The following is a 24801-nucleotide window of genomic DNA, read 5'->3' on the forward strand; positions in this document are numbered from 1 at the left end:
CCGCGCCGCGTCACCTTGGTGCCAGCGACAGGCTGCGGGGGCTCGTGAAACTGCGCAGGTCGCCGGTGACCGGGTCGAGAAAGGCCACCGACTTGGCCAGCAACTGCAGGGGCTTGTCGAAGTCGTCGGTGTTCTCGGGCAGCAGCGTGGGGTAGATCGGGTCGTTCACGATCGGCATGCCCAGCGCCATGCAGTGCACGCGCAACTGGTGCTTGCGGCCCGTGACCGGCGAGAGCTTCAGCCGTGCCTGGCCGTTGCGCGCCTCTTGCAGCACGATGCGGGTCTCGGAGTTGGGCTCGCCCGGTTCTTCTTTCACACGCATGAAGTGTTCGTCGTCGACCAGCCGGCTGCGGTAGACCTCGGGCACCGACGACACGCCGTCGTGCCACGGCACCACCGCCTCATAGTGCTTGGCGATGCGGCGCTCGGGAAACATCGCCTGGTAGGCGCCGCGCGTTTCGGGGCGCACCGAGAACAGCACCAGCCCCGAAGTGCTGCGGTCGATGCGGTGCAGCGGCACGAGGTCGTCGATCTTCAGCTTGCGCTTGAGCCGCACCAGCAGGCTTTGCTGCAGGTACTTGCCGGTGGGCGTGACGGGCAGGAAAGGGGGCTTGTCCGCGACCACGAGCTGGTCGTCCTGGAACAGCACCTGCTCCTCGAACGGGATGGTCACCTCGCCATCGAGCGTGCGGTAGTAGTAAACGCGCAGCGGCGATTGATAGCGGCGCTCGGTGGTCACCGGCACATGGTGTTCGTCGATCACGTCGCCGGCCGCAATGCGTTCGAGCCAGGCCTCGCGCGTGATGGCGGGAAAGCGCTCGATCAGGAATTCGGCGATGGTGGGCCAGGGGCCGTGCGGCAAGCCTACGCAGCTCGGGCCGACGCCGTCGCGCGTGGGCAGCGGCAGCCGGCGGTTCGTCATTGCGCGAGTTCTCGCTGCACCACCGACAGGGCTTCAGCGAACGAGGGGCGCGCTGCCACGTCGGGGTGCATGCAGCGGTCTTTCAACGCCACCACGGCTTGCGGTGGCGCATCGCTGCAGCGTTCGAGCAGTTCTTCCAGCAGGCAGCCGAAGGCGCGCATCTCCAGGCGTTGCAATGCCAGAGCCTGTTCGACATCGAGCGAGCGGGTCATCCAGGCCGCGCCGAAGTCGCCGAGCCGGCCGCCGCCTTGTGCGTTCCACAGGATGTTGTGTGCGTAGAGGTCGCCGTGCAGGATGCCTTGCGCATGCAGGTGCTGCATGGCCGAGGCGATGTCGTGTGCGATGCGCAGCGCCACGTCGGAAGACCAGCGCGCATCGCCTGCATAGACATCGCGCGTGCACGACGCCAGGCTCGGCGGTCCCGCGAGCGTGATGAACGACGGGTCCACCAGCGCCATCACCAGGCCTTGGGTGCCATCGGGATGGCCGTCGATGCGGCTCTGCGCCGCAATCAGCGTGGGGTGCTCGCCGGCCGCGATGCAGGCGGCCATTTCGCTGTGCGGCCAGCCGTCGCTGGTGACCGCGCCCTTGAACAGCTTGACCGCCACCGGCTGTTGGGCCGCACCCAGCGTCGCCTGATGGATCACGCCCGAGGCGCCTTCGCCGAGCTTCTTGCCAAGCGTCAGTTCGCGCCAGTCGACGTGCGGCACCGACTGCGCGGTGATCGCCGCGTCTTCCGCCTGCGTGTCGAAGGGGTTGCCCGCCGCAGCGAGCCACGACAGGCGCGGCAGCGAGAGCAGCCAGTCGGGCAGCGCCTCGAAACGGTTGGCCGAAATGCGCAGCAGTTCGAGCTGCCGGCAGGCGGCCACCGATTCCGGCAGTGCGCGCAGGCGGTTGCCCGCCAGCATCAGCTTCTGCATCCGCGTGCACTGGCCGAGCGTGTCGGGCAGTTCCTCGATCTGGTTGTCGGTGAGGATCAGCCAGCGCAGCGAAGCCGGCAGTGCTTCGGCCGGCACGCTGCGGATGCGGTTGGCCTTGAAGCCGACGATGTCGAGTTCGCGGCACTGGCCTATGGATGCAGGCAGCTCGGTGAAGCGGTTGTCCGAGCAGAACAGCACGCGCAGCCGGTGCAGCCGGCCCAGGTCGTCGGGCAGCGCGCTCAGCGCATTGCCCGAGAGGTTCAGTGTTTCGAGTGAATCGGAAAGGTCGAAAAGCTCGCGCGGGAACTCGGTGAGCCCGCACGAGAGATCGATTCGTTTTGCGCCTGCCAGCCGGCCCGCGCGCAGCTGAGCCAGCGTGTCGTCCATCCGGCGAGTCTAAATCGCCAGGGCCTCACCCTAGGCTGTGGTGCTTTGGGCGCCGAAGCGGTAGATGCCGTCTTTCCCCAGCTCGCGCTTGACCTGGCCCGAGAACCACAGCAGGTGCAGGTGGGCCACCGTCTCGCCCATGGCGAAGGTCATCTGGTGCAGGTCGAGTTCGCGCTTGAACAGGATCGGCAGGCCCTCGGCGGCGGTCAGCGGGCGTGCGGTGCAGGCTTCGAGCAGTTCGGCCAACCGGTCGCGGTGGTGTTCCTGCAGCTGGTCGACGCGGCGGTGGATGCCGGTGAACGGCTTGCCGTGCGAGGGCAGGCCGAGCGTGTCGGCCGGCAGCGCCTTGAACTTGTCGATGCTGTCGAGAAAGAGCCGCAGCGAGTTGGCCTCGGGCTCGCCCGCATGCACGCTCACGTTGGTGGAGATGCGCGGCAGCATCATGTCGCCGCCCAGCAGCAGCTTCAGTTCGTCGCAGTACAGCGAGATGTGCTCCGGCGCGTGGCCGTAGCCGCTGATGCAGCGCCAGGCGTGGCCGCCGATCATGACGGTGTCGCCATCGAGCATGCGCGTGAAGTTGTCGGGCACCGAAGGCACCATGCCCGCGTAGTAATTGGTGCGCGCGCGGATCTTGGCGACGGCCTCGGGGTCGGTCAGGCCATGCGAGGCGAAGAACTTCGCGGCGTGCTCGCCGCCCGCCGCGCTGTCGCCGGCGGTGGTCAGCACGCGCGCCACGTGGTAGTCGGTCGAGCTGATCCACAGCGGCGCGTTCCAGCGCGTGCACAGCCAGTCGGCCAGACCGATGTGGTCGGGGTGCATGTGGGTGACGATCACGCGCAGGATCGGCATGCCCTGCAGTTGCGTCTCGAACACCTGTTCCCACTGCGCGCGCGCTTCGTCGCGTGCGATGCAGCAGTCGACCACCGTCCAGCCCTCGACGCCGTCGAGGGTGTCGCGCAGCAGCCAGAGGTTGATGTGGTCCAGCGCAAAGGGCAGCCGCATGCGGATCCAGCGTACGCCGGGTGCCACCTCCAGTGCGGTGCCGGGCTCGGGCAGGGTGTCGCCCATCGGGTAGTGGAGTTCGCGTTCGAGGAGGTTCATGTAAGATTGACGTTTACGTAAACGTCATGTGTGGATGGCATCATTGTAGGGAGCGCGGCAAGAAGCTGCTGTCGCCCTCGTAACGTCCCTCCTGGCGCTTTCGAAACGCACCGCCTCCATGCCCGCGCAAACCTTCACCATCAGCCAGCTCGCGAAGGAGTTCGACCTCACGACGCGGGCCATCCGCTTCTACGAGGACATGGGCCTGCTCATGCCCGAGCGGGCCGGCCTGCAGCGCATCTACAGCGCGCGCGACCGGGCCCGGCTCACGCTCACGCTGCGCGCCAAGCGCCTCGGCCTGAGCCTGACGGAGGCCAAGGACATCCTCGACATGTACGACAGCCCGCAAGATACGGTGCCGCAGCTGCAGAAGTTCCTGGGCGTGCTGGGCGCGCACCGGGCGCAGCTCGAAGCGCAACTGGCAGAGCTGCAGGCCAATATCGCGGAAGTGCGTGCTCACGAAAAAAAGGGCCGGGCCACGCTGGCACGCGCGCAGAAGGCAGCCAGGGCGGCCTGACATCCCGGCCGGAAACACGACTCACCGACAATAGGTTCCTATGTCCGACAACCTCGACGACCTCTTTGCCCACAACCGTGCCTGGTCAGCACAGATGGAACGCGACAGGCCCGGCTTCTTCACCGGCCTGGTGGAGCAGCAGACGCCACGCTACATGTGGATCGGCTGTTCCGACAGCCGCGTGCCCGCCAACCAGATCACCGGCCTGGAACCAGGCGAGGTGTTCGTTCACCGCAACGTCGCCAACATCGTGGTCCATTCCGACCTGAATGCGCTGTCGGCGATCCAGTTCGCGGTCGAACACCTGAAGGTCGAGCACATCATGGTGGTTGGCCACTACGGCTGTGCCGGCGTCAAGGCGGCCCTCAGCGGCAAGCGCATTGGCCTGGCCGACAACTGGATCCGCCACATCCAGGACGTGCGCGACCGTCACGCCGTGATGCTCGAAACCCTGCCCGAAGACGTGCGCGCCGATGCCCTGTGCGAGCTCAACGTGGCCGAGCAGGTGGTCAACGTGGCCGTCAGTACCGTCATGGTCGATGGCTGGGCGCGTGGCCAGAAGGTCCGCATCCACGGCTGGACCTTCGGCGTGCACGACGGCCTGCTGCAAGACCTGGGCTTGAGCGTCGACGGCGACAAGCCACTCGACGCCATCTACAAGGCCGCGGTGCAGCGCATCCGCTACAAGTGGAGCAAGCCGCAGGGCCTGTCGCCCAGCGCACTGGCCGGGGCCGACGGAACCGAAGGCAGCGAAGACAAGACCGGTTGAGTCCATGTTCCCGCAGCGTCTCGATTCGCCGCTGGCCTACGACATCGCCAAGGCGATGATCGACGGATTCAATCGGCACTACCGGTTGTTTCGCGCCGAATCGGCGCGCGCCAAGCACCGTTTCGAGACCGCCGACTGGCATGGCCAGCAGCGCGCGCAGCGCGAGCGCATCGAGTTCTACGACCTGCGCGTGAACGAGGCCGTGGCCCGGCTCGAAAAAGAGTTCAAGGCCGGCGACCAGCCGATGGAGGTGTGGCACCAGGTCAAGCTGCACTTCATCGGCTTGCTGGTGGACCACCACCAGCCCGAGCTGGCCGAGAGTTTCTTCAACTCGGTCACCACCAAGATCCTGCACCGCGCGTACTTTCAGAACGACTTCATCTTCGTTCGGCCGGCCATCAGCACCGAGTACATCGAGCCGCGCGGCGCGCCCACCTACCGCCCGTACTACCCCGCGCACGACACGCTGGCCGACACCATCGAGCAGATGCTCGACGACTTCGCGCTGCAGGGCAGCTATGCCAACAAGCGGCGCGATGCCGAGCGCGTGGCGCACGTCATCCTGAACCGCTTCCACCAGGTCAAGCTGCGCGCCAACTTCCAGCTGCAGGTGCTCTCGGGCCTGTTCTTTCGCAACAAGGGCGCCTATGTGGTCGGCCGCATCCTGAACGGCTTCACCGAGATCCCGTTTTCGCTGCCGATCCTGCACGACAGCCGCGGCAAGTTCTACATCGACGCCGCGCTGTTCGGCGAAGACGACCTGCAGATGCTGTTCAGCTTTGCGCGCGCCTACTTCATGGTCGACATGGAAGTGCCCTCGGCCTGCGTGCAGTTTTTGCGCTCGCTCATGCCGCGCAAGCCGCGCGCCGAGATCTACAACGCGCTGGGCCTGGCCAAGCAGGGCAAGACGCTCTTCTACCGCGACTTTCTGTCGCACCTGAACTACTCGAGCGACCGCTTTCGCATCGCGCCCGGCATCAAGGGCATGGTCATGCTGGTGTTCGACCTGCCGTCGTTCCCGTTCGTGTTCAAGGTCATCAAGGACTTCTATCCGCCGCAGAAGGACACCACGCGCGAGCAGATCAAGGGCAAGTACATGCTCGTGAAGCAGCACGACCGCGTGGGCCGCATGGCCGACACGCTGGAGTACAGCGACGTGGGTTTTCCGCTCGACCGCTTCGAGCCCGAGCTGATCGAGGAGATCCGCAAGTTCGCGCCCAGCCAGCTCGAGATCGGCGACCGCGACGGCAACGGGGAGATGGAGCTGGTGGTCAAGCACGTCTACATCGAGCGCCGCATGATCCCGCTCAACATCTACCTGCAGGAAGCCTTCGACACACTGGCGCACCCCGAGAGCCCGGCCCAGGCCAGGCGCGCGAAAGACCAGCTCGAGCATGCGGTGATCGAGTACGGCAACGCCATCAAGGACATGGTGGCCGCCAACATCTTTCCGGGCGACATGCTGTGGAAGAACTTCGGCGTCACGCGCGGCGGCAAGGTCGTGTTCTATGACTACGACGAGATCGAATACGTCACCGACTGCAAGTTCCGCAAGGTGCCCACGCCGCGCAACGAAGAAGACGAGATGAGCGGCGAGGTCTGGTATTCGGTCGGCCCGAAGGACGTGTTCCCCGAGACCTTCGAGCCCTTCCTGCTGGGCAACAAGGACGTGCGCGAAGCCTTCATGGCGCACCACGCCGACCTGCTCGACGCCGCCTTCTGGCAGCACCACAAGGAACGCATCCAGGCCGGCCAGATGCTCGATGTGTTCCCGTACGAAGAGTCGCAGCGCTTCCAGCACGAGGGGCACGCGACGCATTTCTGACACCACTGGCCGCGCCGCGCGCCGCGGCCGACTGCTTCAACGTCCGCTTTTTGCTTTCACATTCCAGAAGGAGACCTCCCATGTCCGAATCCATCGTCATCGTCGGCGCCGCCCGCACCCCCATGGGGGGCTTCCAGGGCGACTTTTCTTCCCTCTCCGCGCACGACCTCGGCGGTGCCGCCATCAAGGCCGCCGTCGAGCGCGCGGGCATCGCGCCCGAGAGCGTGGGCGAAGTGCTGTTCGGCAACTGCCTGATGGCCGGCCAGGGCCAGGCGCCTGCACGCCAGGCGGCCTACAAGGGCGGCCTGCCCGACAGCGCCGGCGCTGTCACGCTCAGCAAGATGTGCGGCTCGGCCATGAAGGCCGCGATGCTCGCGCACGACCTGCTGCTGGCCGGCACGCACGACGTGATCGTGGCGGGCGGCATGGAAAGCATGACCAACGCGCCTTACCTCATGCTCAAGGGCCGCGGCGGCTACCGCATGGGCCACGACCGCATCTTCGACCACATGATGCTGGACGGCCTCGAAGACGCCTACCAACCGGGCCGCTCCATGGGCACCTTCGGCGAAGACTGCGCGGCCAAGTACAACTTCACCCGCGAGCAGCAGGACGCCTTTGCCATCGCCAGCGTGCAGCGCGCCAAGGCCGCGACCGAATCGGGTGCTTTCAAGGAAGAGATCGTGCCCGTCACCGTGAAGGGCCGCAGCGGCGACACCGTGATCTCGGTCGACGAAGGCCCGGGCAAGGTCAAACTCGACAAGATCCCGACGCTCAAGCCCGCGTTCAAGAAAGAAAACGGCACCATCACCGCCGCATCGAGCTCGTCGATCAACGACGGCGCGGCCGCGCTGGTCATGATGACCGAGTCGCATGCGAAGAAGATCGGCGCCAAGCCCATCGCCCGCATCGTCGGCCATGCCACGCACGCACAGCAGCCCGAGTGGTTCTCCACCGCGCCCGTCGGCGCCGTCGCCAAGCTGTTCAAGAAGACCGGCTGGACCGTGAAGGACGTCGACCTGTGGGAGGTGAACGAAGCCTTCGCCGTGGTGCCGATGGCGCTCATGCACGAACTCGACGTGTCGCACGACATCGTCAACGTGAACGGCGGCGCCTGCGCGCTGGGCCATCCGATCGGCGCGAGTGGCGCGCGCATCATGGTCACGCTCATTCATGCGCTGAAGGCGCGCGGCAAGAAGCGCGGCGTGGCCACGCTGTGCATCGGCGGCGGCGAAGGCACCGCCGTGGCACTCGAATTGCTATAAGAGCAGGGCTGGAGGTGCCCACGCAAGGGCGCCTGCCGGCTTTTTCATCCAGACATCCAATTCCAATAAATGCGTAGAGCAGGAGATTTCATGCGCCCATCCATCCACCGTACCGCCCTTGCCGCCTTGCTGGCCACCGCCTTCCTGGCACCCGCCGCCAGCTGGGCCCAGAAGCGCGACAACGTGCTGTTCCAGGCCGCCACCGACGAGCAGCCCGCGGTGATCAAGACGCTCGAGAAGCTCGTCAACATCGAAACCGGCACCGGTGACGCCGAAGGCATCGCCGCCGCCGGCAACTACCTCGAGGGCGAGCTCAAGAACCTGGGCTTCACCGTCACGCGCAGCAAGTCGGCCGGCATCGTGGTGGGCGACAACATCGTGGGCAAGATCAAGGGCCGCGGCGGCAAGAACCTGCTGCTGCTCTCGCACATGGACACCGTGTACCTGAAGGGCATCCTGGCCAAGGCGCCGTTCCGCGTCGAAGGCGACAAGGCCTACGGCCCCGGCATCGCCGACGACAAGGGCGGCAATGCCGTCATCCTGCACACGCTCAAGCTGCTCAAGGACTACGGCGTGCGCGACTACGGCACCATCACCGTGCTGTTCAACACCGACGAAGAGAAGGGCTCCTTCGGCTCGCGCGACCTGATCCAGGAAGAAGCCAAGCTGGCCGACTACGTACTCTCGTTCGAGCCCACCAGCGCAGGCGACGAAAAGCTCTCGCTCGGCACTTCGGGCATTGCCTACGTGCAGGTCAACATCACCGGCAAGGCCTCGCATGCGGGCGCTGCGCCCGAACTGGGCGTGAACGCGCTGGTCGAGGCCTCCGACCTCGTGCTGCGCACCATGAACATCGACGACAAGTCGAAGAACCTGCGCTTCAACTGGACCATCGCCAAGGCCGGCAATGTGTCGAACATCATCCCCGCCAGCGCCACGCTGAATGCCGACGTGCGCTATGCGCGCAACGAAGACTTCGACGCCGCCATGAAGACGCTGGAAGAGCGCGCGCAGCAAAAGAAGCTGCCCGAGGCCGACGTCAAGGTGATCGTCACGCGCGGGCGCCCGGCGTTCAATGCCGGCGAAGGCGGCAAGAAGCTGGTCGACAAGGCCGTGGGCTACTACAGGGAAGCGGGCGGCAACCTCGGCGTGGAAGAACGCACCGGCGGCGGCACCGACGCGGCCTACGCGGCGCTCTCGGGCAAGCCCGTGATCGAAAGCCTCGGCCTGCCGGGCTTCGGCTACCACAGCGACAAGGCCGAGTATGTGGACATCAGCGCCATTCCGCGTCGCCTGTACATGGCCGCTCGCCTGATCATGGACCTGGGCTCAGGCAAGTAAGCCCGCACAAGAAGAAAAGACAGGAGACACGCCATGCTGCTCAGCGCCGACCAGGAAGCCATCCGCGACGCGGTGCGCGATTTCTCGCAAGCCGAACTCTGGCCCAACGCCCCGAAGTGGGACCGTGAGCACAGCTTTCCGAAGGAGGCCCATCAAGGCCTCGCGGCGCTGGGTGCCTATGGCATCTGCGTGCCGGAGGAGCATGGCGGCGCGGGCCTGGACTACCTCACGCTGGCGCTGGTGCTCGAAGAAATCGCGGCCGGCGACGGCGGCACCAGCACCGCGATCAGCGTGACCAACTGCCCGGTCAACGCGATCCTCATGCGTTACGGCAATGCGCAGCAGAAAAAGAAGTGGCTCGAGCCGCTGGCGCAGGGCCAGATGCTCGGCGCCTTCTGCCTCACCGAGCCGCAGGCCGGCAGCGATGCATCGAGCCTGCGCACCACCGCGCGCAAGGATGGCGATGCCTACGTGATCGACGGTGTGAAGCAGTTCATCACCAGCGGCAAGAACGGGCAGGTGGCCATCGTCATCGCGGTCACCGACAAGGGCGCGGGCAAGCGCGGCATGAGCGCGTTCATCGTGCCGACCGATGCACCGGGCTACCACGTGGCGCGCCTCGAAGACAAGCTGGGCCAGCACAGCAGCGACACCGCACAAATCAACTTCGACGGCTGCCGCATCCCGGTGGAAAACCTTATCGGCGCCGAAGGCGAGGGCTACAAGATCGCGCTCGGCGCGCTCGAAGGGGGCCGCATCGGCATTGCGGCGCAGAGCGTCGGCATGGCGCGCAGCGCCTTCGACGTGGCGCTGGCCTATGCCAAGGAGCGGCAGGCTTTCGGCGGCGCGATCTTCGACCAGCAGGCCGTGGGCTTTCGCCTGGCCGAATGCGCGACGCAGCTCGAAGCCGCACGCCAGTTGATCTGGCACGCAGCGAGCCTGCGCGATGCCGGCCGGCCCTGCCTGAAGGAAGCGGCCATGGCCAAGCTCTTCGCGAGCGAGATGGCCGAGCGCGTGTGCAGCGCCGCCATCCAGACGCTGGGCGGCTATGGCTACGTGAACGACTTTCCGCTGGAGCGCATCTACCGCGACGTGCGCGTGTGCCAGATCTACGAAGGCACGTCGGACATCCAGAAGTTGCTGATCCAACGCGCCCTGGCCTGACGTCCTGAAGCCCCGCCGCACGGCAGGGTGACGCAGGAGGCCGGATGCCATCGGCCGTGTAGAGTCTCCGCGAACCGATCAAGGGGAGACCGACATGACCCAGGCATCCACGACGGCGACGCTGCACCGTCGCTCGAGATTTCCGATGGTTGGGGCCGCCACAGTGGCGGCCGGCATGCTGTTCGGTGCGTTCAACGCGCCTGTGCATGCGGAAGTACTCGTTGCCACCAGGCCCGCAGTCGCCTACCCGGCACCGCCTTCCGAGCTGTACCCGGAGCTGTTTGCCGCAGTCCAACTGGGGCAGGTGTTCAAGGACGGCAAGACCTTCGTCGACGCCGTACCCCGGACTTCGCCCGCCACCATCGCCGCGCAGTACAGGCGCGAGAAAGACCGCCCCGGTTTCGATCTCTCCGGCTTCGTGCAGCGGCACTTCGAACTGCCACGGGACAGCGCCGACACCTACGTCAGCGACCGTTCGCAGTCGCTCGCGCAGCACATCGCAAGCCTCTGGCCGCGCCTGACGCAGCAACCGCAGAAGCAAGGCGCGGGCTCCTCGCTGCTGCCGCTGCCGGGCCCCTACGTGGTGCCGGGTGGGCGCTTTCGCGAGGTGTACTACTGGGACTCGTACTTCACCATGCTGGGCCTGTTGCAGAACGGCAAGCCCGATTCGCTGCGCGACATGGTCGGCAACTTCGCGAGCCTGATCGACCGCTACGGCCACATCCCGAACGGCAATCGCAGCTACTACCTGAGCCGTTCGCAGCCGCCGTTCTATTTCAAGATGGTGGGCCTGCTGTCCACCCAGGACGAAGCCGCCGCCTACGCGCGCTACCTGCCGCAGCTGCGGCGCGAATACGCGTTCTGGATGGAAGGCGCGGACAAGCTCAAGCCCGGCACCGCGCACCGCCGCGTGGTGGCGTTGGCCGACGGCAGCGTGCTGAACCGCTATTACGACGACCGCGCCGTGCCGCGCGACGAGTCGTATGCGGAAGACGTGGCGCTGGCGAAGAAGAGCGGTCGGCCCGCAGCTGAGGTCTATCGCGACCTGCGCGCGGCCGCGGAGAGCGGATGGGACTTCAGCAGCCGCTGGTTCGCCGACGGCAAGACGCTCGCCACCATCGAGACCACCGCCATCGTGCCCGTGGACCTGAACAGCCTGCTGTACGGGCTGGAAAGCGCGATCCGCCTGGGCTGCGAGCGCGTGCAGGACGTGGCCTGCAGCAGCGACTTCACGCAACGCGCCGAACGTCGCCGCGCGGCGGTGCAGAAGTACCTGTGGAACGAAGCCGGTGGCCACTACGTGGACTACCAGTGGATCAAGCGGCAGCCGACCGGCCGCCCTGGCGCTGCCACGCTGTACCCGCTGTTCGTCGGCATCGCGGAGCCGGCGCAGGCAGCGCGCGTGGCCGACTGGACGGGCAGGCAACTGCTGAAGCCCTATGGCGTGGTGACCACGCCCGTCGCAACCGACCAGCAATGGGATGCGCCCAACGGCTGGGCCCCATTGCAATGGATCGCGGTCGATGGCCTCCGGCGCTATGGGCAGCATGCGCTCGCACGCGACATCGCAACGCGATGGATGGGCAAGGTGCAGCAGGTCTACGGCAGCAGCGGCAAGCTGGTCGAGAAGTACAACGTGATCGACAACAGCGGCGAGGCCGGCGGCGGCGAGTACGTCTTGCAGGACGGCTTCGGCTGGACCAACGGCGTGGCCGTGCAGCTGATGACGATCTATCCGGAACTCAAGCGCCCCTGATCGCATGTTCTGCCATGTCATCGGTTTCGATGACAGACAGGACCTCACTCGCGGCGCAGCATGGCGATCTCTTTGTCGGAGGTCTTCGCCATGTCCATTTCCAAACCCGTTTCATTCGCCGTGGCCTTGCTGTGCATCGGCGCATCCGCGCAAGCGCAACCCGCCGCACCGGACATCGCCACGCTGACCGCGAGCCAGGCCGTGCAGCAGCTTTGCGCCGGCACGGTGACGAGCGAGCAACTGGTGACGGCCTACCTCGCGCAAGCCAAGGCCAAGGCGAATCTCAATGCCTTCGTCACGCTCGATGAAGCGGGCGCGCTGAAGGCGGCGCGCGCGGCCGACGCGCAGCGCAAGCGCGGCGGCGCCTGCAAGCCCTTGGCGGGGCTGCCGGTGGCCATCAAGGACAACATCCAGGTGCAGGGCCTGCCCGCCACGGCCGGCACGCCCGCGCTCAAGGGCTTCGTGCCCGCGGCCGATGCGCCGGTGGTCGCGAAGCTGCGCGCGGCCGGCGCCGTCATCCTCGGCAAGACGAACATGCATGAGCTGGCCTTCGGCGTCACGGGCTACAACCCCGCGTTCCAGACGGGGCCCGAGGTCGGCGTGCGCAACGCCTACGACGCGAGCCGCATCGCGGGCGGATCGTCGTCGGGCAACGGTTCGGCGCTCGGTGCGCGCATGGCGCCGGCGGCGCTCGGCACCGACACGGGCGGCTCGGTGCGCATCCCCTGTGCCTTCAACGGCTGCGCGTCGCTGCGGCCCAGCATGGGCCGCTATTCGCAGCAGGGCATCGCACCGATCTCGCACACGCGCGACACGGCGGGGCCGATGGCGCAGTCGATGGCCGACGTGGCGCTGCTCGATCGCGTGATCGCCGGTGGCACGCCGCTCAAGTCCGCCAACCTGAAGCGCGTGCGGCTTGGCGTGGTGCCGGCCTTCTACGCGAACCTCGACGCGGACACGCGCGCCGCCACCGACGCCGCGCTCGCGAAGCTGCGCGCGGCGGGTGTCACGCTGGTGGATGTGGAAATGCCGAAGCTGATGGAACTGAACAGCGCCATCGGCTTTCCGCTCGCGCTCTACGAGGCGAACGACGACATGGCGGCGTACCTCGCGAAGTACCGCACCGGCATCGACATCGCGCAGCTGGCGGCCGGCATCGCCAGCCCCGACGTCAAGGGCACCTTCGACACCTTCGTGATCCCTCGCAAGCTGCCCGCGCCGAATGGCGTGGTCGATGCGAAGCCGGTTTACGAGCACGCGATGCGCGTCGCCCGGCCGGCCCTGCAGAAGCTCTACCGCGACACCTTCACGAAGAACAGGCTCGACGCGCTGGTGTTCCCCACGGTGCCGCGCGTGGCGCTGGCGGCTGGGCCCGAAGCCAGCAGCCCCGAGAACTTCGGCGCGCTGATCCAGAACACCGACCCCGGCAGCAACGCCGGCATTCCCGGCGTGCAGTTGCCCTCGGGCCTGGGCGCGACCAGCGGCCTGCCCGTGGGGCTGGAGCTGGACGGCCCCGCGGGCAGCGACCGCCGGCTGCTGGCCGTGGGCCTTGCCGTCGAAGGCGTGCTCGGCCGTCTGCCGGCCCCGAAGTGATGCCCGGTCAGCGCGCCGGCATGCCCCAGCCGGCCAGCGCCGAACGGCGCTCGATGCCGAGCTTGTCGAAGATGCGCCGCAGGTAGGTGCGTACGGTGGGCACGCCCACCGCCATGCGCCGCGCGATCTCCTTGTCGGTCAGCCCTTCGCGCACGCAGCGGGCCACCTCCTGCTCGCGCGCGCTCAGCAAGGTCCAGGCGGTTTCGTCGTTGCCTGCACGCGGGGCGGGCGATGCAAGCGCCGCCACGCGCTGCGCACGCTGAAGTGCCCCTGCAAAGGCCGGCTCGATCAGGTCGAGCAGCGCCTTCTCGTGATCGCCGAAATCGCCGCGTCCCTTGCGGCGCCAGATGCGCAGGTCGCCCAGCGCGCGGTCGCCCTCGAAGGCATGCAGGTTCATGCCCCAGTGCAGCCCGTCGCGCGAGAGGAAGTCGGTAAAGAACGGGGTGCGCATCAGCGCGCGCTGCGGCATCACGTCGGTCACGCGCGTGGCGCGGCGGTGCGACTGCAGCACGAAGGTGATCGGGTCGTGGTGCTGGTGCCACTGCGCATAGCGGTCGAGGTTGGCCGGGTCCATGTTGAGCGCCACGCGCGCGCCGAAGCTGCCGCTGTCCGCGTCCCACACGAAAGAGGCGAACTGGTCGGCGTGCAGCAGGTCGAGCAGCGCCCAGCCCAGGCGCTCGCGAATCTCGCGTTCGTCGCGGTCTTGCGCCAGCAGCGTGAAAACGCCGCGCAGCGCGTGCTGTTCAGGGCCTGTCAGGTACATCGCCGCCTCGCTCTTTCGCTAGCCCTCGTCGTGGGCAGAAGTAAGGCTAACGTTTAGCAAGCACCGCGCCAATGGTGGATGTCCGGGGAGGTATCGCGGCGCGGCGCAATACGCGCAAAATCACGGGCCGGCTTCTGCTGCTCATGCGCCCATCTCCTTCCAGCCCCGTCCGCAAGCCCTTCCCGGGGTTGGTGCTGCGGCGCATACGCGACTACTGGGTGGAGTCGCCCAATGCCAATCCGTTGGTCGACCAGAGCCTGGCGCGGGCCTTCGTGGTCGATACCTTCGACACGCCGCTGATGGCCGCCACCGTCGCCGCCATCTTCTGGATCACTTTTCTCGTACTCACCGGCAACCCGGGAACGATCGTGTGGGGCGTGCTGGTGCACACCTCGCAGTGGCATCGGCACCGCCACCTGCGCCGCGTGGACCCGGCCAGCATCGACGTCGCCACGGCCGTGCAGACGCGCCGGCGGCTGGAGCTGCGCATGCTGGTGCCGGGGTTGATCTGGGCACTGGCGCCGTGGCTTTTCTTTCCGCACGACAACCTCGCGCTGATCCTGCTGATGTACTTCTTCATCAGCGGTGTTTCGAGTGTCGTCATCGCGGCGCTGGCGCAGTGGTGGCTGGCGGCCGTGTGCTTCAGCGTGCCGATGTTCATGGGCATGGCGCTGCGGCTGGTGGTCGAGCCGGGCAGCGTGCAGCTCATCATGGGCTGCCTGGTGGTCTCGCAGATGTTCGCGGCGCTCTACTACGCGCGCAAGCAGAACCGGCTGATCGTGGGCGCCATCGAGGCGGGCTTTGAAAAGGCGCGGCTGGCCGATGCGCTCGCGCGCCAGCTCGACCATGTCGCGCAGCTGGCGGCGCAGCGCGCGCGCATCTTCGCGGCGGCCAACCACGACCTGCGCCAGCCCATGCATGCATTGGCGATCTTTGTCGACGCGCTCAACACCCGCACCGCGCCCAGCGCCGACAACCTGCGCTTCATGCGCGACAGCGTCGATGCGCTGCGTGGCTCCATCGACGCGCTGCTCGACATTGCGCAGCTCGACGGCGGTGTCGCGCCGGTGCGGCTGGAGCCGCTGTATCTGGACACTATCTTCGAGTCGCTGCAAGGGCGTTTCGGGGCTCTGGCAGACGCCAAGGGGCTGGCCCTGCGCGTGCGCCCCACCGAGGCCGTGGTGCGGGCCGATGCCCGCATGCTCGCGCGCGTGCTGGGCAACCTGATCGACAACGCGATCAAGTACACCCCGGCGGGCACGGTCTTCGTCTTCGCGCGGCGGCTGCAGCGGCCGCGCAATGGCGTGCCGGCCTGGCGCATCGAGGTGCGCGACTCGGGCGTGGGCATCGAGGCGCAGCACCAGGAGCAGGTGTTCGAGGAGTTCTTCCAGGTCGACAACCCGGGGCGCGACCGCAGCCAGGGCCTCGGGCTGGGCCTGTCGCTGGTGGCGAGCATGGCGCAGGTCATGGGCTCGCGCATCGAGGTGCGCACCGCGCCGGGCCGTGGCAGCACCTTCTCGCTGGTGCTCGAAGAAGCGCCCGCACCGCCAGAGGAACCGGACGCCGCAAGCGGCGTGCCCGCCGAGCCCGCGGCAGACGTGCCGCTGCCCCCCGTGCGCATCCTCGTGCTCGACGACGAGCAGCCCGTGCGCGAAGCGATGCGTTCGCTGCTGTGCGGCTGGGGCCACGAAGTGGCGCTGGCCGCCAACCCGCGCGAAGCCCTGCAGCACGGCGGCGTGTTCGACCTCATGCTGAGCGACCTGCGACTGGGCAGCGGCCTGTCGGGGCTGGCCGCCGCGCAGGCCCTGCAGGCGGTCGGCAAGGTGCGCAGCGTGGTCATCCTCACCGGCGAAACCGCCCACGCGACGCGGGCCGAAGTCGAGCGCGCCGGCTACGCGCTGATCTACAAGCCGGCGCAGGCCCAGGCCCTGCAGGAAGCCATTGCCGGCAGCCGTCCGGCATAGGGGCGGGCTTGCCCCATCGGCGCCCGGGCCGCGAGGTGTTCCAATAGCGGTCTTCATGAGCGCCATCGATCCCACCACCGGACCTTGTCCCTGCGGCCGCACCGACCGCCGCGACAAGCCCATCGGCTACGCCCTGTGCTGTGGCCGCTATCTCGACGACTTCGAGAACACACCCGCCCCCGACGCCGAATCGCTGATGCGTTCGCGCTATTCGGCTTTCGTGCTGGAGCGGGCCGAATACCTGCTCGCCACCTGGCATGCGTCGAAACGGCCGGCCTCGATCGAGTTCGAGCCGGGCGTCAAGTGGCTGGGCCTCGACATCCGGTCGCGCTCCGTGCTCGACGCCGACCATGCCGAGGTCGAGTTCGTCGCGCGCCAGCGCAGCGCGGCCACCGGTGCCGCCACGCGCCTGCACGAGCGCAGCCGCTTCGTGCGCGAAGACGAGCGCTGGTACTACCTCGAAGGTGATCTGCAGCAGCCCCTGGGTTGACGCACCGGCCCGAGGCTCGCACAATCGGCCTCGCTCCGGGGTGCACACATGTGGTGTGCTGAGATGGCAAAGCTGCCGACCCGCGAACTTGATCCGGGTCATACCGGCGTAAGAAGAGCTGCACTCCCTGACTTCGGTCCGTCCGTCACCCACCTTCCGTGACGGCCCGAAGGCCCACCGAGCGATTGCGGAGCACCCTTTCCCTCAACAAGGAGTGCCCCGATGAATGCCCCCGACAAGTTCACCTCTTTGCTCTCGCTCACGCGCGAGCCCTTTCCCGCGTCCCACAAGTGCCTGATCCCGGGCAGCCGGCCCGACCTGAACGTGCCGGTGCGCGACGTGCTGCTCACCAACGGCGAAACGGTGTCGCTCTACGACACCTCGGGCCCCTACACCGACGCCAAGGTCGACATCGACGTGCGCCGTGGCCTGCCCGACGTGCGCGGCGCCTGGGTGCTCGAGCGCAATGACACCGAAAGTTACGAAGGCCGCTCGCACCAGGCGCTGGACGAAGGCCTGAAGCACGCCCACGACCATGACGCCCAGCGCCTGGCCGAACTGCGCGCCGGTGCAGCGGCCCTGCAGCGCACGCCGCGCCGCGCCAAGTCGGGCGCCAACGTCACGCAGATGCACTACGCACGCCGCGGCATCGTCACACCCGAAATGGAATACGTGGCGCTGCGCGAAAACGGCAAGCGCGAGTGGATGGCCGAGTACCTGGCCAACGAGGAGCGCGCCAGGCGCGTGGCCGGCAACCCGATGGGCGCCAGCATTCCGCGCATCATCACGCCCGAGTTCGTGCGCGATGAAGTGGCACGCGGCCGCGCGATCATTCCGGCCAACATCAACCACCCCGAAGTCGAGCCGATGGCCATCGGCCGCAACTTCAAGGTGAAGATCAACGCCAACATCGGTAACTCGGCCGTTACTTCCAGCATCGAGGAAGAGGTCGAAAAGCTCGTGTGGGCGATCCGCTGGGGCGCCGACAACGTGATGGACCTGTCGACCGGCAAGAACATCCACACCACGCGCGACTGGATCGTGCGCAACTCGCCCGTGCCCATCGGCACCGTGCCCATCTACCAGGCGCTCGAAAAGGTGGGCGGCGTGGCCGAAGACCTGACCTGGGAAATCTTCCGCGACACGCTGATCGAGCAGGCCGAGCAGGGCATCGACTACTTCACCATCCACGCCGGCGTGCGCCTGCCGTTCATTCACCTGACGGCCGACCGCATGACGGGCATCGTCTCGCGCGGCGGCTCGATCATGGCCAAGTGGTGCATCGCACACCACAAGGAGAGCTTTCTCTACGAACGCTTCGAAGACATCTGCGACATCATGAAGGCGTACGACGTGAGCTTCTCGCTCGGCGACGGCCTGCGCCCCGGCTCGGGCGCCGACGCCAACGACGAAGCGCAGTTCGCCGAACTGCGCACGCTGGGCGAGCTGACCCAGATCGCGTGGAAGCACGACGTGCAGACCATGATCGAAGGCCCGGGCCACGTGCCGATGCACATGATCCAGGCCAACATGGACGAGCAGATCAAGCACTGCCACGAGGCGCCGTTCTACACGCTCGGGCCGCTGACCATCGACATCGCGCCGGGCTACGACCACATCTCCAGCGCCATCGGCGCCGCGATGATCGGCTGGGCCGGCACCGCGATGCTGTGCTACGTGACGCCCAAGGAACACCTGGGCCTGCCCGATCGCGACGACGTGAAGCAGGGGATCATTGCCTACAAGATCGCCGCGCACGCGGCCGACGTGGCCAAGGGGCACCCGGGTGCGCGCTCGCGTGACGACGCCTTGAGTAAGGCGCGCTTCGAGTTCCGCTGGCAGGACCAGTTCAACCTGGGCCTCGACCCCGACACCGCGCGTGAATTCCACGACGAGACGCTGCCCAAGGATTCGAGCAAGGTGGCGCACTTCTGTTCGATGTGCGGCCCCAAGTTCTGCTCCATGAAGATCACGCAGGAAGTGCGCGAGTACGCGGCCCAGAAGGGCGTGGCCGAGGCCGCGGCCGTGGCGGCGGGCATGGAAGAAAAGTCGAAGGAATTCATGGCCGGCGGCGGCGAGATGTACATCCCGATCCGTTCGGTTTCCTGAGCGGCGCTCCGGCGCTCTCCCAGGGGCCGGGTTCGTTCCCGGCCCCTTCGAAGCCCCACCCCGGGGTCATTGCTACCATGGGCGACTCCTTCGAACCCTCTCCGTGCAATGACCCCATTTCCTTTCGCCGCAGTCCTGTTCGACTGCGACGGCGTCCTCGTCGATTCCGAACCCATCACCAACCGCGTCCTGGCCGAGATGCTGGGCGAGCTGGGCTGGCACATCACCACCGAAGAGTCGATGAACACCTTCACCGGCAAGGCCGTGAAGGACGAGGCCGCGCTCATCGAATCGAAGACCGGTTTCGCCATCACGCCCGAGTGGCTCAAGACGTTCCGCGCGCGCCGCAACGAAGCCCTGGAGCGCGACCTCGTCGCCATTCCCCACGCGCCCGCCGCCATCCGCGAGATCCACGCGAAGCTCAAGGGCCGCATTGCCTGCGCATCGGGCGCCGACCGCCACAAGGTCGAGCTGCAGCTGGCCAAGATCGGCCTGCTCGACTGCTTCCAGGGCCGTATCTTCAGCGGCCATGAAATGCCCCGCTCCAAGCCGCACCCCGATGTGTACCTGGCCGCCGCCGAAGCCCTCGGCGTGGACCCGCGCCGTTGCGCCATCGTCGAAGACACGGTGACCGGCGCCATGGCCGGCGTGGCAGCGGGTGCCACGGTGTTCGGCTACAGCACCGGCGATTCCGGCCACAGCGGCCCCGGGCCGCTGCTGGCCGCGGGCGCGGTGCAGGTCTTCAGCGACATGGCCGAATTGCCGGCGCTGCTTTCGGGCTACCGCCTGCAGGCGGCCTGAGTTTCTGGTGCAATGGCGCGACCGACGGCCGCGCCGACGACAGACCCGAACCAGGAGCCCGCCCCATGACGTCCGAATACAAGACCGAGCAACCCGACCGCAGCGAGATCGACGCCCTCAAGGGCCCCGCCGTCGTGGAGTTCGGCACCAACTGGTGCGGCATCTGCAAGGCGGCGCAGCCGAACATTGCCGAGGCCTTTGCCAAGTACCCGGACATCCCGCGCATCAAGGTCGAAGACGGCAGCGGGCGCCCGCTGGGCCGTTCGTTCAACGTGCGGTTGTGGCCCACGCTGGTGTTCATGCGCGATGGCCAGCAGGTTGCGAAGCTGGTGCGTCCTGAAGACAGCCAGTCCATCGCCGACGCGCTCGCGTCGATCGCGCAGCCGGCCTGACGCATTGCTCATTGCAGCGCCTGCTTTCATGAAAATCTGGAAGCAATTGCTCAGATAAATTCATTTCTCGCGGGCGCCCGACGCGTCCAGAATCCGCGTTCATGATGAACATCGCGGTACTGGACGACTACTTCGACACCCTGCGCACCCTGCCTTGCTTTCGCAAGCTGGACGGCCACAAGGTCACGGTCTGGAACGACCACGTCGATGACCTCGACGTGCTCGCGCGCAGGCTCGCCGATGCCGACGCTGTGGTGCTGATCCGCGAGCGCACCGCGCTCAGGGCCGCACTGCTGGAGCGCCTGCCCCGATTGCGGCTGATCAGCCAGCGCAGCGTGTACCCCCACATCGACATCGACGCCTGCACGCGGCTCGGCATCGTGGTGTCGTCGGACCAGCATCCGGGCACCCCGTCGTATGCGGCGGCCGAGCTGACCTGGGCCCTGCTGCTGTCCGTCGCCCGGCAGCTTCCCCAGCAGATGGCGTCGCTGCAGCGGGGCAATTGGCAGACCGGCGTGGGCTCCACGCTGCGTGGCAAGACGCTGGGCATCTACGGCTACGGACGCATCGGCGCCACCGTCGCGGGCTATGGCGAAGCCTTCGGCATGAAGGTGCTGGTGTGGGCGCGGCCGGATTCGCTGCAGCGCGCCCTGGCCGACGGGCGCCAGCCGGCACCGGACCGCGACACTTTCTTCCGCGAATGCGATGCCATCTCGCTGCACATGCGGCTGGTGCCCGCTACGCGAGGCATCGTGCGACGCGAAGACCTGGCGCTCATGAAGCCTGGCGCGATCCTCGTGAACACCAGCCGTGCGGGGCTGATCGAGCCCGGTGCACTGGTCCAGGCCCTGCAGGCGGGGCGCCCCGGCATGGCGGCCGTGGATGTCTACGAAACCGAACCCCTCACCGATCCGGCCGATCCGTTGATCTCCCTGCCCAACGTGGTGTGCACGCCTCACATCGGCTACGTGACGCGCGAGGAATACGACCTGCAGTTCTCCGATGTCTTCGACCAGATCACGGCCTTCGCCGAAGGCCAGCCGATCAACGTGGTCAACCCGGACGTGCTGGGCCACATGCGGAGCGTCGCGGGGTCATGAACACTGCGCTGCAGCGGCTCGCGGCGGAGGTCGATCTCCAGTCGGAGCGCCAGATGCCCTTGCGCCTGCGTTTCGGCTTTGCGTGCGTGCGGCGCGTGCGGCACCTGCTGGAAGCACCGGAAGCCGTCGATGCACTGGACACCCTCGGCGCTTTCCTCGAAGGCCGGTGCGATGCACCGACGCTCGCGCGTGTGCAGGAACGCATGGCAACCGTCGCGCGCAGCCACCCGGGCTCGGGCTCCATCGATGCGTCGGCGCATGCGGCCGTGTCCGCGACCTATGCCGTGTTCCATGCTGTGACGGGGCACGCGCTCGAGGCAGCTGAGTACGCCGCATACGCCACGGTCTATGCGTATGGCGCCTATGCCCTGGCGGACCCCGATGCGTTCGCGGAAGAGTTCGCTTGGCAGGTCTCGCAACTGCGCGAGATGGCGATGGCCGAGGCGAAGGCCTGAGGCCTCGGCCCGGGTTAATCCCGACCCGTCCGCGCTGCGCGCGGCCTTCCGCGGGAGGACAATTTCCGCATGCAAGCCATGTGGCGCGTTCCCGCCGTCGCCAGCCAGCAGGTGCTCGATCTGCAGGCGGTGTCGCTGCTGCTCGATGTGCCGCGCGACGTAGCGCCGGCGCGCGCCATGCTGCACTTTCTCAATGCGCTGCTGCCGGTGGCGTACATCTCGCTGGTGCGCCACGCGCCCGAGGCGCCGATGCAGCTCGAGGGCCATGCCTACGGCTGCGGCGTGCGCAACGTCACGCACGACTGCTTTGCGCAGTACCGGCGCCACTTCTACAGCTTCGACGACGCCACGCACATCGCCGCGCACATGGGCGCCGCACCCGGCGACAGCAATGAGCTGATGGCGCTACAGCTCCACGCGGACGATATCCCCGACCCCGGCTGGCGCCACCAGATCTACCAGCGCGAACACCTGAGCGACCGGCTCGCGCTGCTCTACACGCCCATGCCGCGCGGGAGCGCGTTCTCGATCAACCTCTACCGCAGCGAGTCGATGGGGCGCTTCGGCCCGCAGGAGATCGAACGCGTGCTCGCCGTGGCGCCGCTGCTGCGGCAGGTGCACCGCCATGCGCTGGGCACCGGGGCGGGCGGCCTGGACATGGACACGCGCATCGCGCTGGCGCGGGCCCGGCTCGATGCCGCGCCGCTGAGCGGCCGCGAGCGCGACGTCTGCGCGCGCATCGCCTGCGGCATCACCGCGGACGGCATTGCGGCCGATCTCGGCATTGCGCCGTCGAGCGTTCACACGCTGCGCAAGCGCGCCTACGCGAAGCTCGCCATCAACGACCGCGCGGCGCTGGTGCGCCTGGCCGGCTGAACGGGCACAGGCACGGGTACGGAGACGCGGCCCCTTGTCCCCTCCACGGGGGACAGGCATTGCGACGCCATGGCCGCACCATCGGCATCCGAGAACCGATGGAGACGAGCGCGTCATGTTCATCCGCAACTGCTGGTATGTGGTCGCCTGGGACCACGAGATTCCCGCCGAGGGCCTGTTCAACCGCACGGTGATCGGCGAGCCGCTGTTGCTGTTTCGCCCTTCCGGCGGCGGGATCGTGGCGCTCGAAGACCGGTGCTGCCACAGGCTCGCGCCGCTCTCCAAGGGCCGGCGCGAAGGCGACTGCGTGCGCTGCGGCTACCACGGCCTCAAGTTCGACGCACAGGGCGTCTGCGTCGAGGCACCGGGCATGGACACCGTGCCGGCCAAGGCGCGCGTGCGCAGCTACCCGGTCGTCGTGCGCAACCGCTGGGTGTTCGTGTGGATGGGCGAGCCGGTGCAGGCCGACACGGCGCTGCTGCCCGACAACCACTCCTGCGACGACCCGCAATGGCTGAACATTCCGGGCTATCTGCACTACGACACGCCCTACCTGCTGATCTGCGACAACCTGCTCGACTTCTCCCACCTGAGCTATGTGCACGAGAAGACGCTCGGCGGCTCCACCGCCATCGCGCAGGCGCGGCCCGTCATCGAGAAGATCGAGCGCGGCCTGCGCGTGACGCGCAAGGTCGGCAATGTGCCCCCGCCCGCCCACTGGGCCGGTGCGCGCGACTTCGGCGACAACCCGCGCTTCGACCGCTGGTTCATCTACGACTTCGTGTTGCCGGGCACCTTGCTCATGCAGTCGGGTGGCCGCCCGGTGGGCGATGCCGAGGGCGACATGCGCCGCGCGGTCGAGCTTCACAGCTGCCAGACGCTGACGCCCGAAACCGAGACCACCACGCACTACTTCTTTCAGCAGTCGCACCGTCCCGAGCTTGGCGGCGAGCGGCTCACGCGCACCATCCACGACAGCCTGATCGTTGCCTTCAATGAAGACCGCGACATGATCACCGCGCAGGCGCGCAACATCGAACGCGACCCTGCCGCGCCGATGCTGCCGCTGGCGATGGACTCGGCGCTGATCCAGTTCCGGCGGCTGGTGGCGCAGGCCGTGGCGGCCGAGCAGCAGGCCTGAAACCGCATCCCGCCGCACTCCGTCACATCCCGCGCGCTACAGCCCCTGCTGCCGGAAGTCGCGCGGCGCGTGCCCCGTCCACTGCAGGAACGCGCGCGAAAAGCTCTTCTCGTTGCGAAACCCCACCGCCAGCGCCACCTGCTTGATCGGCCGGGTGGTGCGCCGCAGCTGTTCCACCGCCAGCTCGTGGCGCACTTCGTTCTTCAGCGTCTGCAGCGAAGTGCCTTCCTCGTGCAGCTGCCGGTGCAGCGTGCGGCCCGACACGTTGAGCAGCCCCGCCAGCGCCTCGGCCGTGGTCGCCTCGCTCGCGCGCGATCGCAGCAGCTCGCGCACGCGCTGCCCCAGCAGGCGGTCGCGCCGGTACTGCAGGATGGTCAGCGGCAGCGCGCGCTTGAGCATGGTGCGCAATGCGCGTTCGTCGCGCTGCAGCGGCAGGGCGAGGTAGCGCTCGTCGAAGCTGATGCTGGCCTGCGGCGCATCGAAGCGCACCTCGGGCGTGAACATCGGCGCATAGGCGTCGCTGTGCAGCGGCGTTGCGAACGGGAAGGTCGCGTGGCGCAGCGAGATGCGCGAGTCGATGGCCCAGCACATGTAGCCGTGCATGAAGCGCAGGCTGGTCACCAGGCAGAACTCGCGGAAGGCGTCGTCCAGCGCGCGGTTCTCGGTGATGCGCAGGGTGGCCACGCCGCCCGCCACTTCGAGCGCCAGGCCGATGTCTTCGGTCAGCAGGCGGTGGTGGCGGCACCAGCGCTTGATGGCCACGCCCAGGTCGGGCGAGGTCAGCGAGGCGCGGCACAGCATGCCGTAGCTGCCCCAGGGCAGCCGCCGCGAGAACCAGCCGAGGGCTTCGTCGTCCAGCTCCTGCATGGCGTGTTCCGACAGCGCCTCGAACTGCGCGGCCGTGACCCGCGCGCCCGGCCGGGCCAGCTCGCGCGGCGCGATCTGTGCCGCCTGCAGGGCCTCGGCCGGATCGATTCCGTAGCGCGCATAGCCCTGCACGATGGCTCGCACGAAGGCCATCGGCGTGACGGCGCGGGCAGGCCGCAGGAACGATGGGGAAGACATGGCTGGGTGATTCAGGCGTGGCGCAATTTGCAACCATTGTGGCGCCAATTGCGGCGCCACGAGGCGTAAGCTGCGATCTTTCTAG

At 67.6% G+C, this 24801-nt stretch carries 22 protein-coding genes and 1 riboswitch; of the genes, 17 read left to right on the plus strand and 5 right to left on the minus strand.

Annotated features, from left to right (window positions below; all coding sequences use genetic code 11):
- Nucleotides 1-10: 10 nt before the first annotated feature.
- Genes BLQ28_RS27645 through BLQ28_RS27655 form a run of 3 tightly spaced genes read right to left on the minus strand, consistent with a single transcriptional unit; the run spans nucleotide 11 to nucleotide 3330 of the window.
- Nucleotides 11-922 carry a pseudouridine synthase gene (locus tag BLQ28_RS27645; protein ID WP_093246539.1) on the minus strand — a complete coding sequence of 304 codons (912 nt, stop codon included), beginning with the start codon at nucleotides 920-922 and terminating at the stop codon, nucleotides 11-13.
- Nucleotides 919-2229: a leucine-rich repeat-containing protein kinase family protein gene (locus BLQ28_RS27650; RefSeq protein ID WP_093246540.1), complete on the minus strand. Its 1311-nt coding sequence runs from the start codon at nucleotides 2227-2229 to the stop codon at nucleotides 919-921. Before BLQ28_RS27650 ends, BLQ28_RS27645 begins: the two co-directional genes overlap by 4 nt.
- 30 nt (nucleotides 2230-2259) lie before the next feature.
- The gene (locus tag BLQ28_RS27655) at nucleotides 2260-3330 is read right to left on the minus strand and encodes an MBL fold metallo-hydrolase (protein ID WP_093246541.1); all 1071 of its coding nucleotides are present in this window, start codon (nucleotides 3328-3330) and stop codon (nucleotides 2260-2262) included.
- A gap of 118 nt (nucleotides 3331-3448) precedes the next feature.
- Here BLQ28_RS27655 and BLQ28_RS27660 point away from each other — a divergent pair, with 118 nt between their 5' ends.
- The 8 genes from BLQ28_RS27660 to iaaH all read left to right on the plus strand — a co-directional run bounded on the left by BLQ28_RS27660 (nucleotide 3449) and on the right by iaaH (nucleotide 13560).
- A complete protein-coding gene (locus tag BLQ28_RS27660; RefSeq protein ID WP_093246542.1) occupies nucleotides 3449-3847 on the plus strand; it encodes a MerR family transcriptional regulator in 399 nt (132 codons plus the stop codon).
- 40 nt (nucleotides 3848-3887) lie between these two features.
- On the plus strand, nucleotides 3888-4616 hold the full coding sequence (gene can / locus BLQ28_RS27665; RefSeq protein ID WP_093246543.1) for a carbonate dehydratase: 729 nt from the start codon (nucleotides 3888-3890) through the stop codon (nucleotides 4614-4616).
- A gap of 4 nt (nucleotides 4617-4620) precedes the next feature.
- Nucleotides 4621-6441 (plus strand): bifunctional isocitrate dehydrogenase kinase/phosphatase, encoded by a 1821-nt coding sequence (aceK, locus tag BLQ28_RS27670; RefSeq protein WP_093246544.1) that lies wholly within the window; start codon nucleotides 4621-4623, stop codon nucleotides 6439-6441.
- An 80-nt stretch (nucleotides 6442-6521) separates the two neighbouring features.
- On the plus strand, nucleotides 6522-7706 hold the full coding sequence (locus tag BLQ28_RS27675) for an acetyl-CoA C-acyltransferase (protein WP_093246545.1): 1185 nt from the start codon (nucleotides 6522-6524) through the stop codon (nucleotides 7704-7706).
- Between the two features lie 90 nt (nucleotides 7707-7796).
- On the plus strand, nucleotides 7797-9047 hold the full coding sequence (locus BLQ28_RS27680; RefSeq protein WP_093246546.1) for a glutamate carboxypeptidase: 1251 nt from the start codon (nucleotides 7797-7799) through the stop codon (nucleotides 9045-9047).
- A 33-nt stretch (nucleotides 9048-9080) separates the two neighbouring features.
- Entirely contained in the window at nucleotides 9081-10211 is a 1131-nt protein-coding gene (locus BLQ28_RS27685) for an acyl-CoA dehydrogenase family protein (RefSeq protein ID WP_093246547.1), read from the plus strand.
- A 94-nt stretch (nucleotides 10212-10305) separates the two neighbouring features.
- Complete coding sequence (treF, locus tag BLQ28_RS27690) at nucleotides 10306-11967, plus strand: alpha,alpha-trehalase TreF (RefSeq protein ID WP_093246548.1); 1662 nt, start codon at nucleotides 10306-10308, stop codon at nucleotides 11965-11967.
- 90 nt (nucleotides 11968-12057) lie between these two features.
- On the plus strand, nucleotides 12058-13560 hold the full coding sequence (gene iaaH, locus BLQ28_RS27695) for an indoleacetamide hydrolase (protein ID WP_093246778.1): 1503 nt from the start codon (nucleotides 12058-12060) through the stop codon (nucleotides 13558-13560).
- 7 nt (nucleotides 13561-13567) lie between these two features.
- On the opposite strand, the gene BLQ28_RS27700 is transcribed toward iaaH, so the two are convergent.
- A complete protein-coding gene (locus BLQ28_RS27700) occupies nucleotides 13568-14323 on the minus strand; it encodes a helix-turn-helix transcriptional regulator (RefSeq protein ID WP_093246549.1) in 756 nt (251 codons plus the stop codon).
- Between the two features lie 143 nt (nucleotides 14324-14466).
- On the opposite strand from BLQ28_RS27700, the gene BLQ28_RS27705 reads away from it, so the two are divergent.
- The 9 genes from BLQ28_RS27705 (at nucleotide 14467) to BLQ28_RS27745 (ending at nucleotide 23651) form a co-directional block, all read left to right on the plus strand.
- The gene (locus BLQ28_RS27705; protein WP_176801244.1) at nucleotides 14467-16287 is read left to right on the plus strand and encodes a hybrid sensor histidine kinase/response regulator; all 1821 of its coding nucleotides are present in this window, start codon (nucleotides 14467-14469) and stop codon (nucleotides 16285-16287) included.
- Nucleotides 16288-16342: 55 nt separating this feature from the next.
- Complete coding sequence (locus BLQ28_RS27710) at nucleotides 16343-16777, plus strand: YchJ family protein (RefSeq protein WP_093246551.1); 435 nt, start codon at nucleotides 16343-16345, stop codon at nucleotides 16775-16777.
- Between the two features lie 26 nt (nucleotides 16778-16803).
- Nucleotides 16804-16909: riboswitch (TPP riboswitch) on the plus strand.
- Between the two features lie 90 nt (nucleotides 16910-16999).
- Entirely contained in the window at nucleotides 17000-18886 is a 1887-nt protein-coding gene (thiC, locus tag BLQ28_RS27715) for a phosphomethylpyrimidine synthase ThiC (protein ID WP_093246552.1), read from the plus strand.
- 108 nt (nucleotides 18887-18994) lie between these two features.
- The gene (locus tag BLQ28_RS27720; protein ID WP_093246553.1) at nucleotides 18995-19687 is read left to right on the plus strand and encodes an HAD family hydrolase; all 693 of its coding nucleotides are present in this window, start codon (nucleotides 18995-18997) and stop codon (nucleotides 19685-19687) included.
- 65 nt (nucleotides 19688-19752) lie between these two features.
- On the plus strand, nucleotides 19753-20079 hold the full coding sequence (locus BLQ28_RS27725; RefSeq protein ID WP_093246554.1) for a thioredoxin family protein: 327 nt from the start codon (nucleotides 19753-19755) through the stop codon (nucleotides 20077-20079).
- Between the two features lie 104 nt (nucleotides 20080-20183).
- The gene (locus BLQ28_RS27730) at nucleotides 20184-21179 is read left to right on the plus strand and encodes a D-2-hydroxyacid dehydrogenase family protein (RefSeq protein WP_093246779.1); all 996 of its coding nucleotides are present in this window, start codon (nucleotides 20184-20186) and stop codon (nucleotides 21177-21179) included.
- Nucleotides 21176-21634, plus strand: a complete 459-nt coding sequence (locus BLQ28_RS27735; RefSeq protein WP_093246555.1) for a putative immunity protein — start codon at nucleotides 21176-21178, stop codon at nucleotides 21632-21634. Before BLQ28_RS27730 ends, BLQ28_RS27735 begins: the two co-directional genes overlap by 4 nt.
- A gap of 69 nt (nucleotides 21635-21703) precedes the next feature.
- Nucleotides 21704-22510, plus strand: coding sequence for a helix-turn-helix transcriptional regulator (locus BLQ28_RS27740; RefSeq protein ID WP_093246556.1), 807 nt, complete (start codon nucleotides 21704-21706; stop codon nucleotides 22508-22510).
- A gap of 115 nt (nucleotides 22511-22625) precedes the next feature.
- Nucleotides 22626-23651, plus strand: a complete 1026-nt coding sequence (locus BLQ28_RS27745) for an aromatic ring-hydroxylating oxygenase subunit alpha (protein WP_093246557.1) — start codon at nucleotides 22626-22628, stop codon at nucleotides 23649-23651.
- A 36-nt stretch (nucleotides 23652-23687) separates the two neighbouring features.
- Here BLQ28_RS27745 and BLQ28_RS27750 read toward each other — a convergent pair whose 3' ends face one another.
- On the minus strand, nucleotides 23688-24716 hold the full coding sequence (locus BLQ28_RS27750) for an AraC family transcriptional regulator (RefSeq protein WP_093246558.1): 1029 nt from the start codon (nucleotides 24714-24716) through the stop codon (nucleotides 23688-23690).
- Nucleotides 24717-24801: the final 85 nt, after the last annotated feature.

Origin of the sequence: Variovorax sp. EL159, assembly GCF_900100965.1 — a bacterium.
Taxonomy (GTDB): Bacteria; Pseudomonadota; Gammaproteobacteria; order Burkholderiales; family Burkholderiaceae_C; genus Variovorax.

Coding starts and splice junctions, on each gene's coding strand:
- BLQ28_RS27705 (WP_176801244.1), top strand. CDS start 14,467: ATGCGCCCATCTCCTTCCAGCCCCGTCCGCAAGCCCTTCCCGGGGTTG.
- BLQ28_RS27685 (WP_093246547.1), top strand. CDS start 9,081: ATGCTGCTCAGCGCCGACCAGGAAGCCATCCGCGACGCGGTGCGCGAT.
- thiC (WP_093246552.1), top strand. CDS start 17,000: ATGAATGCCCCCGACAAGTTCACCTCTTTGCTCTCGCTCACGCGCGAG.
- BLQ28_RS27660 (WP_093246542.1), top strand. CDS start 3,449: ATGCCCGCGCAAACCTTCACCATCAGCCAGCTCGCGAAGGAGTTCGAC.
- BLQ28_RS27710 (WP_093246551.1), top strand. CDS start 16,343: ATGAGCGCCATCGATCCCACCACCGGACCTTGTCCCTGCGGCCGCACC.
- BLQ28_RS27735 (WP_093246555.1), top strand. CDS start 21,176: ATGAACACTGCGCTGCAGCGGCTCGCGGCGGAGGTCGATCTCCAGTCG.
- treF (WP_093246548.1), top strand. CDS start 10,306: ATGACCCAGGCATCCACGACGGCGACGCTGCACCGTCGCTCGAGATTT.
- BLQ28_RS27700 (WP_093246549.1), bottom strand. CDS start 14,323: ATGTACCTGACAGGCCCTGAACAGCACGCGCTGCGCGGCGTTTTCACG.
- BLQ28_RS27650 (WP_093246540.1), bottom strand. CDS start 2,229: ATGGACGACACGCTGGCTCAGCTGCGCGCGGGCCGGCTGGCAGGCGCA.
- BLQ28_RS27750 (WP_093246558.1), bottom strand. CDS start 24,716: ATGTCTTCCCCATCGTTCCTGCGGCCTGCCCGCGCCGTCACGCCGATG.
- BLQ28_RS27730 (WP_093246779.1), top strand. CDS start 20,184: ATGAACATCGCGGTACTGGACGACTACTTCGACACCCTGCGCACCCTG.
- BLQ28_RS27645 (WP_093246539.1), bottom strand. CDS start 922: ATGACGAACCGCCGGCTGCCGCTGCCCACGCGCGACGGCGTCGGCCCG.
- BLQ28_RS27655 (WP_093246541.1), bottom strand. CDS start 3,330: ATGAACCTCCTCGAACGCGAACTCCACTACCCGATGGGCGACACCCTG.
- can (WP_093246543.1), top strand. CDS start 3,888: ATGTCCGACAACCTCGACGACCTCTTTGCCCACAACCGTGCCTGGTCA.
- iaaH (WP_093246778.1), top strand. CDS start 12,058: ATGTCCATTTCCAAACCCGTTTCATTCGCCGTGGCCTTGCTGTGCATC.
- BLQ28_RS27675 (WP_093246545.1), top strand. CDS start 6,522: ATGTCCGAATCCATCGTCATCGTCGGCGCCGCCCGCACCCCCATGGGG.
- BLQ28_RS27680 (WP_093246546.1), top strand. CDS start 7,797: ATGCGCCCATCCATCCACCGTACCGCCCTTGCCGCCTTGCTGGCCACC.
- BLQ28_RS27740 (WP_093246556.1), top strand. CDS start 21,704: ATGCAAGCCATGTGGCGCGTTCCCGCCGTCGCCAGCCAGCAGGTGCTC.
- aceK (WP_093246544.1), top strand. CDS start 4,621: ATGTTCCCGCAGCGTCTCGATTCGCCGCTGGCCTACGACATCGCCAAG.
- BLQ28_RS27725 (WP_093246554.1), top strand. CDS start 19,753: ATGACGTCCGAATACAAGACCGAGCAACCCGACCGCAGCGAGATCGAC.
- BLQ28_RS27745 (WP_093246557.1), top strand. CDS start 22,626: ATGTTCATCCGCAACTGCTGGTATGTGGTCGCCTGGGACCACGAGATT.
- BLQ28_RS27720 (WP_093246553.1), top strand. CDS start 18,995: ATGACCCCATTTCCTTTCGCCGCAGTCCTGTTCGACTGCGACGGCGTC.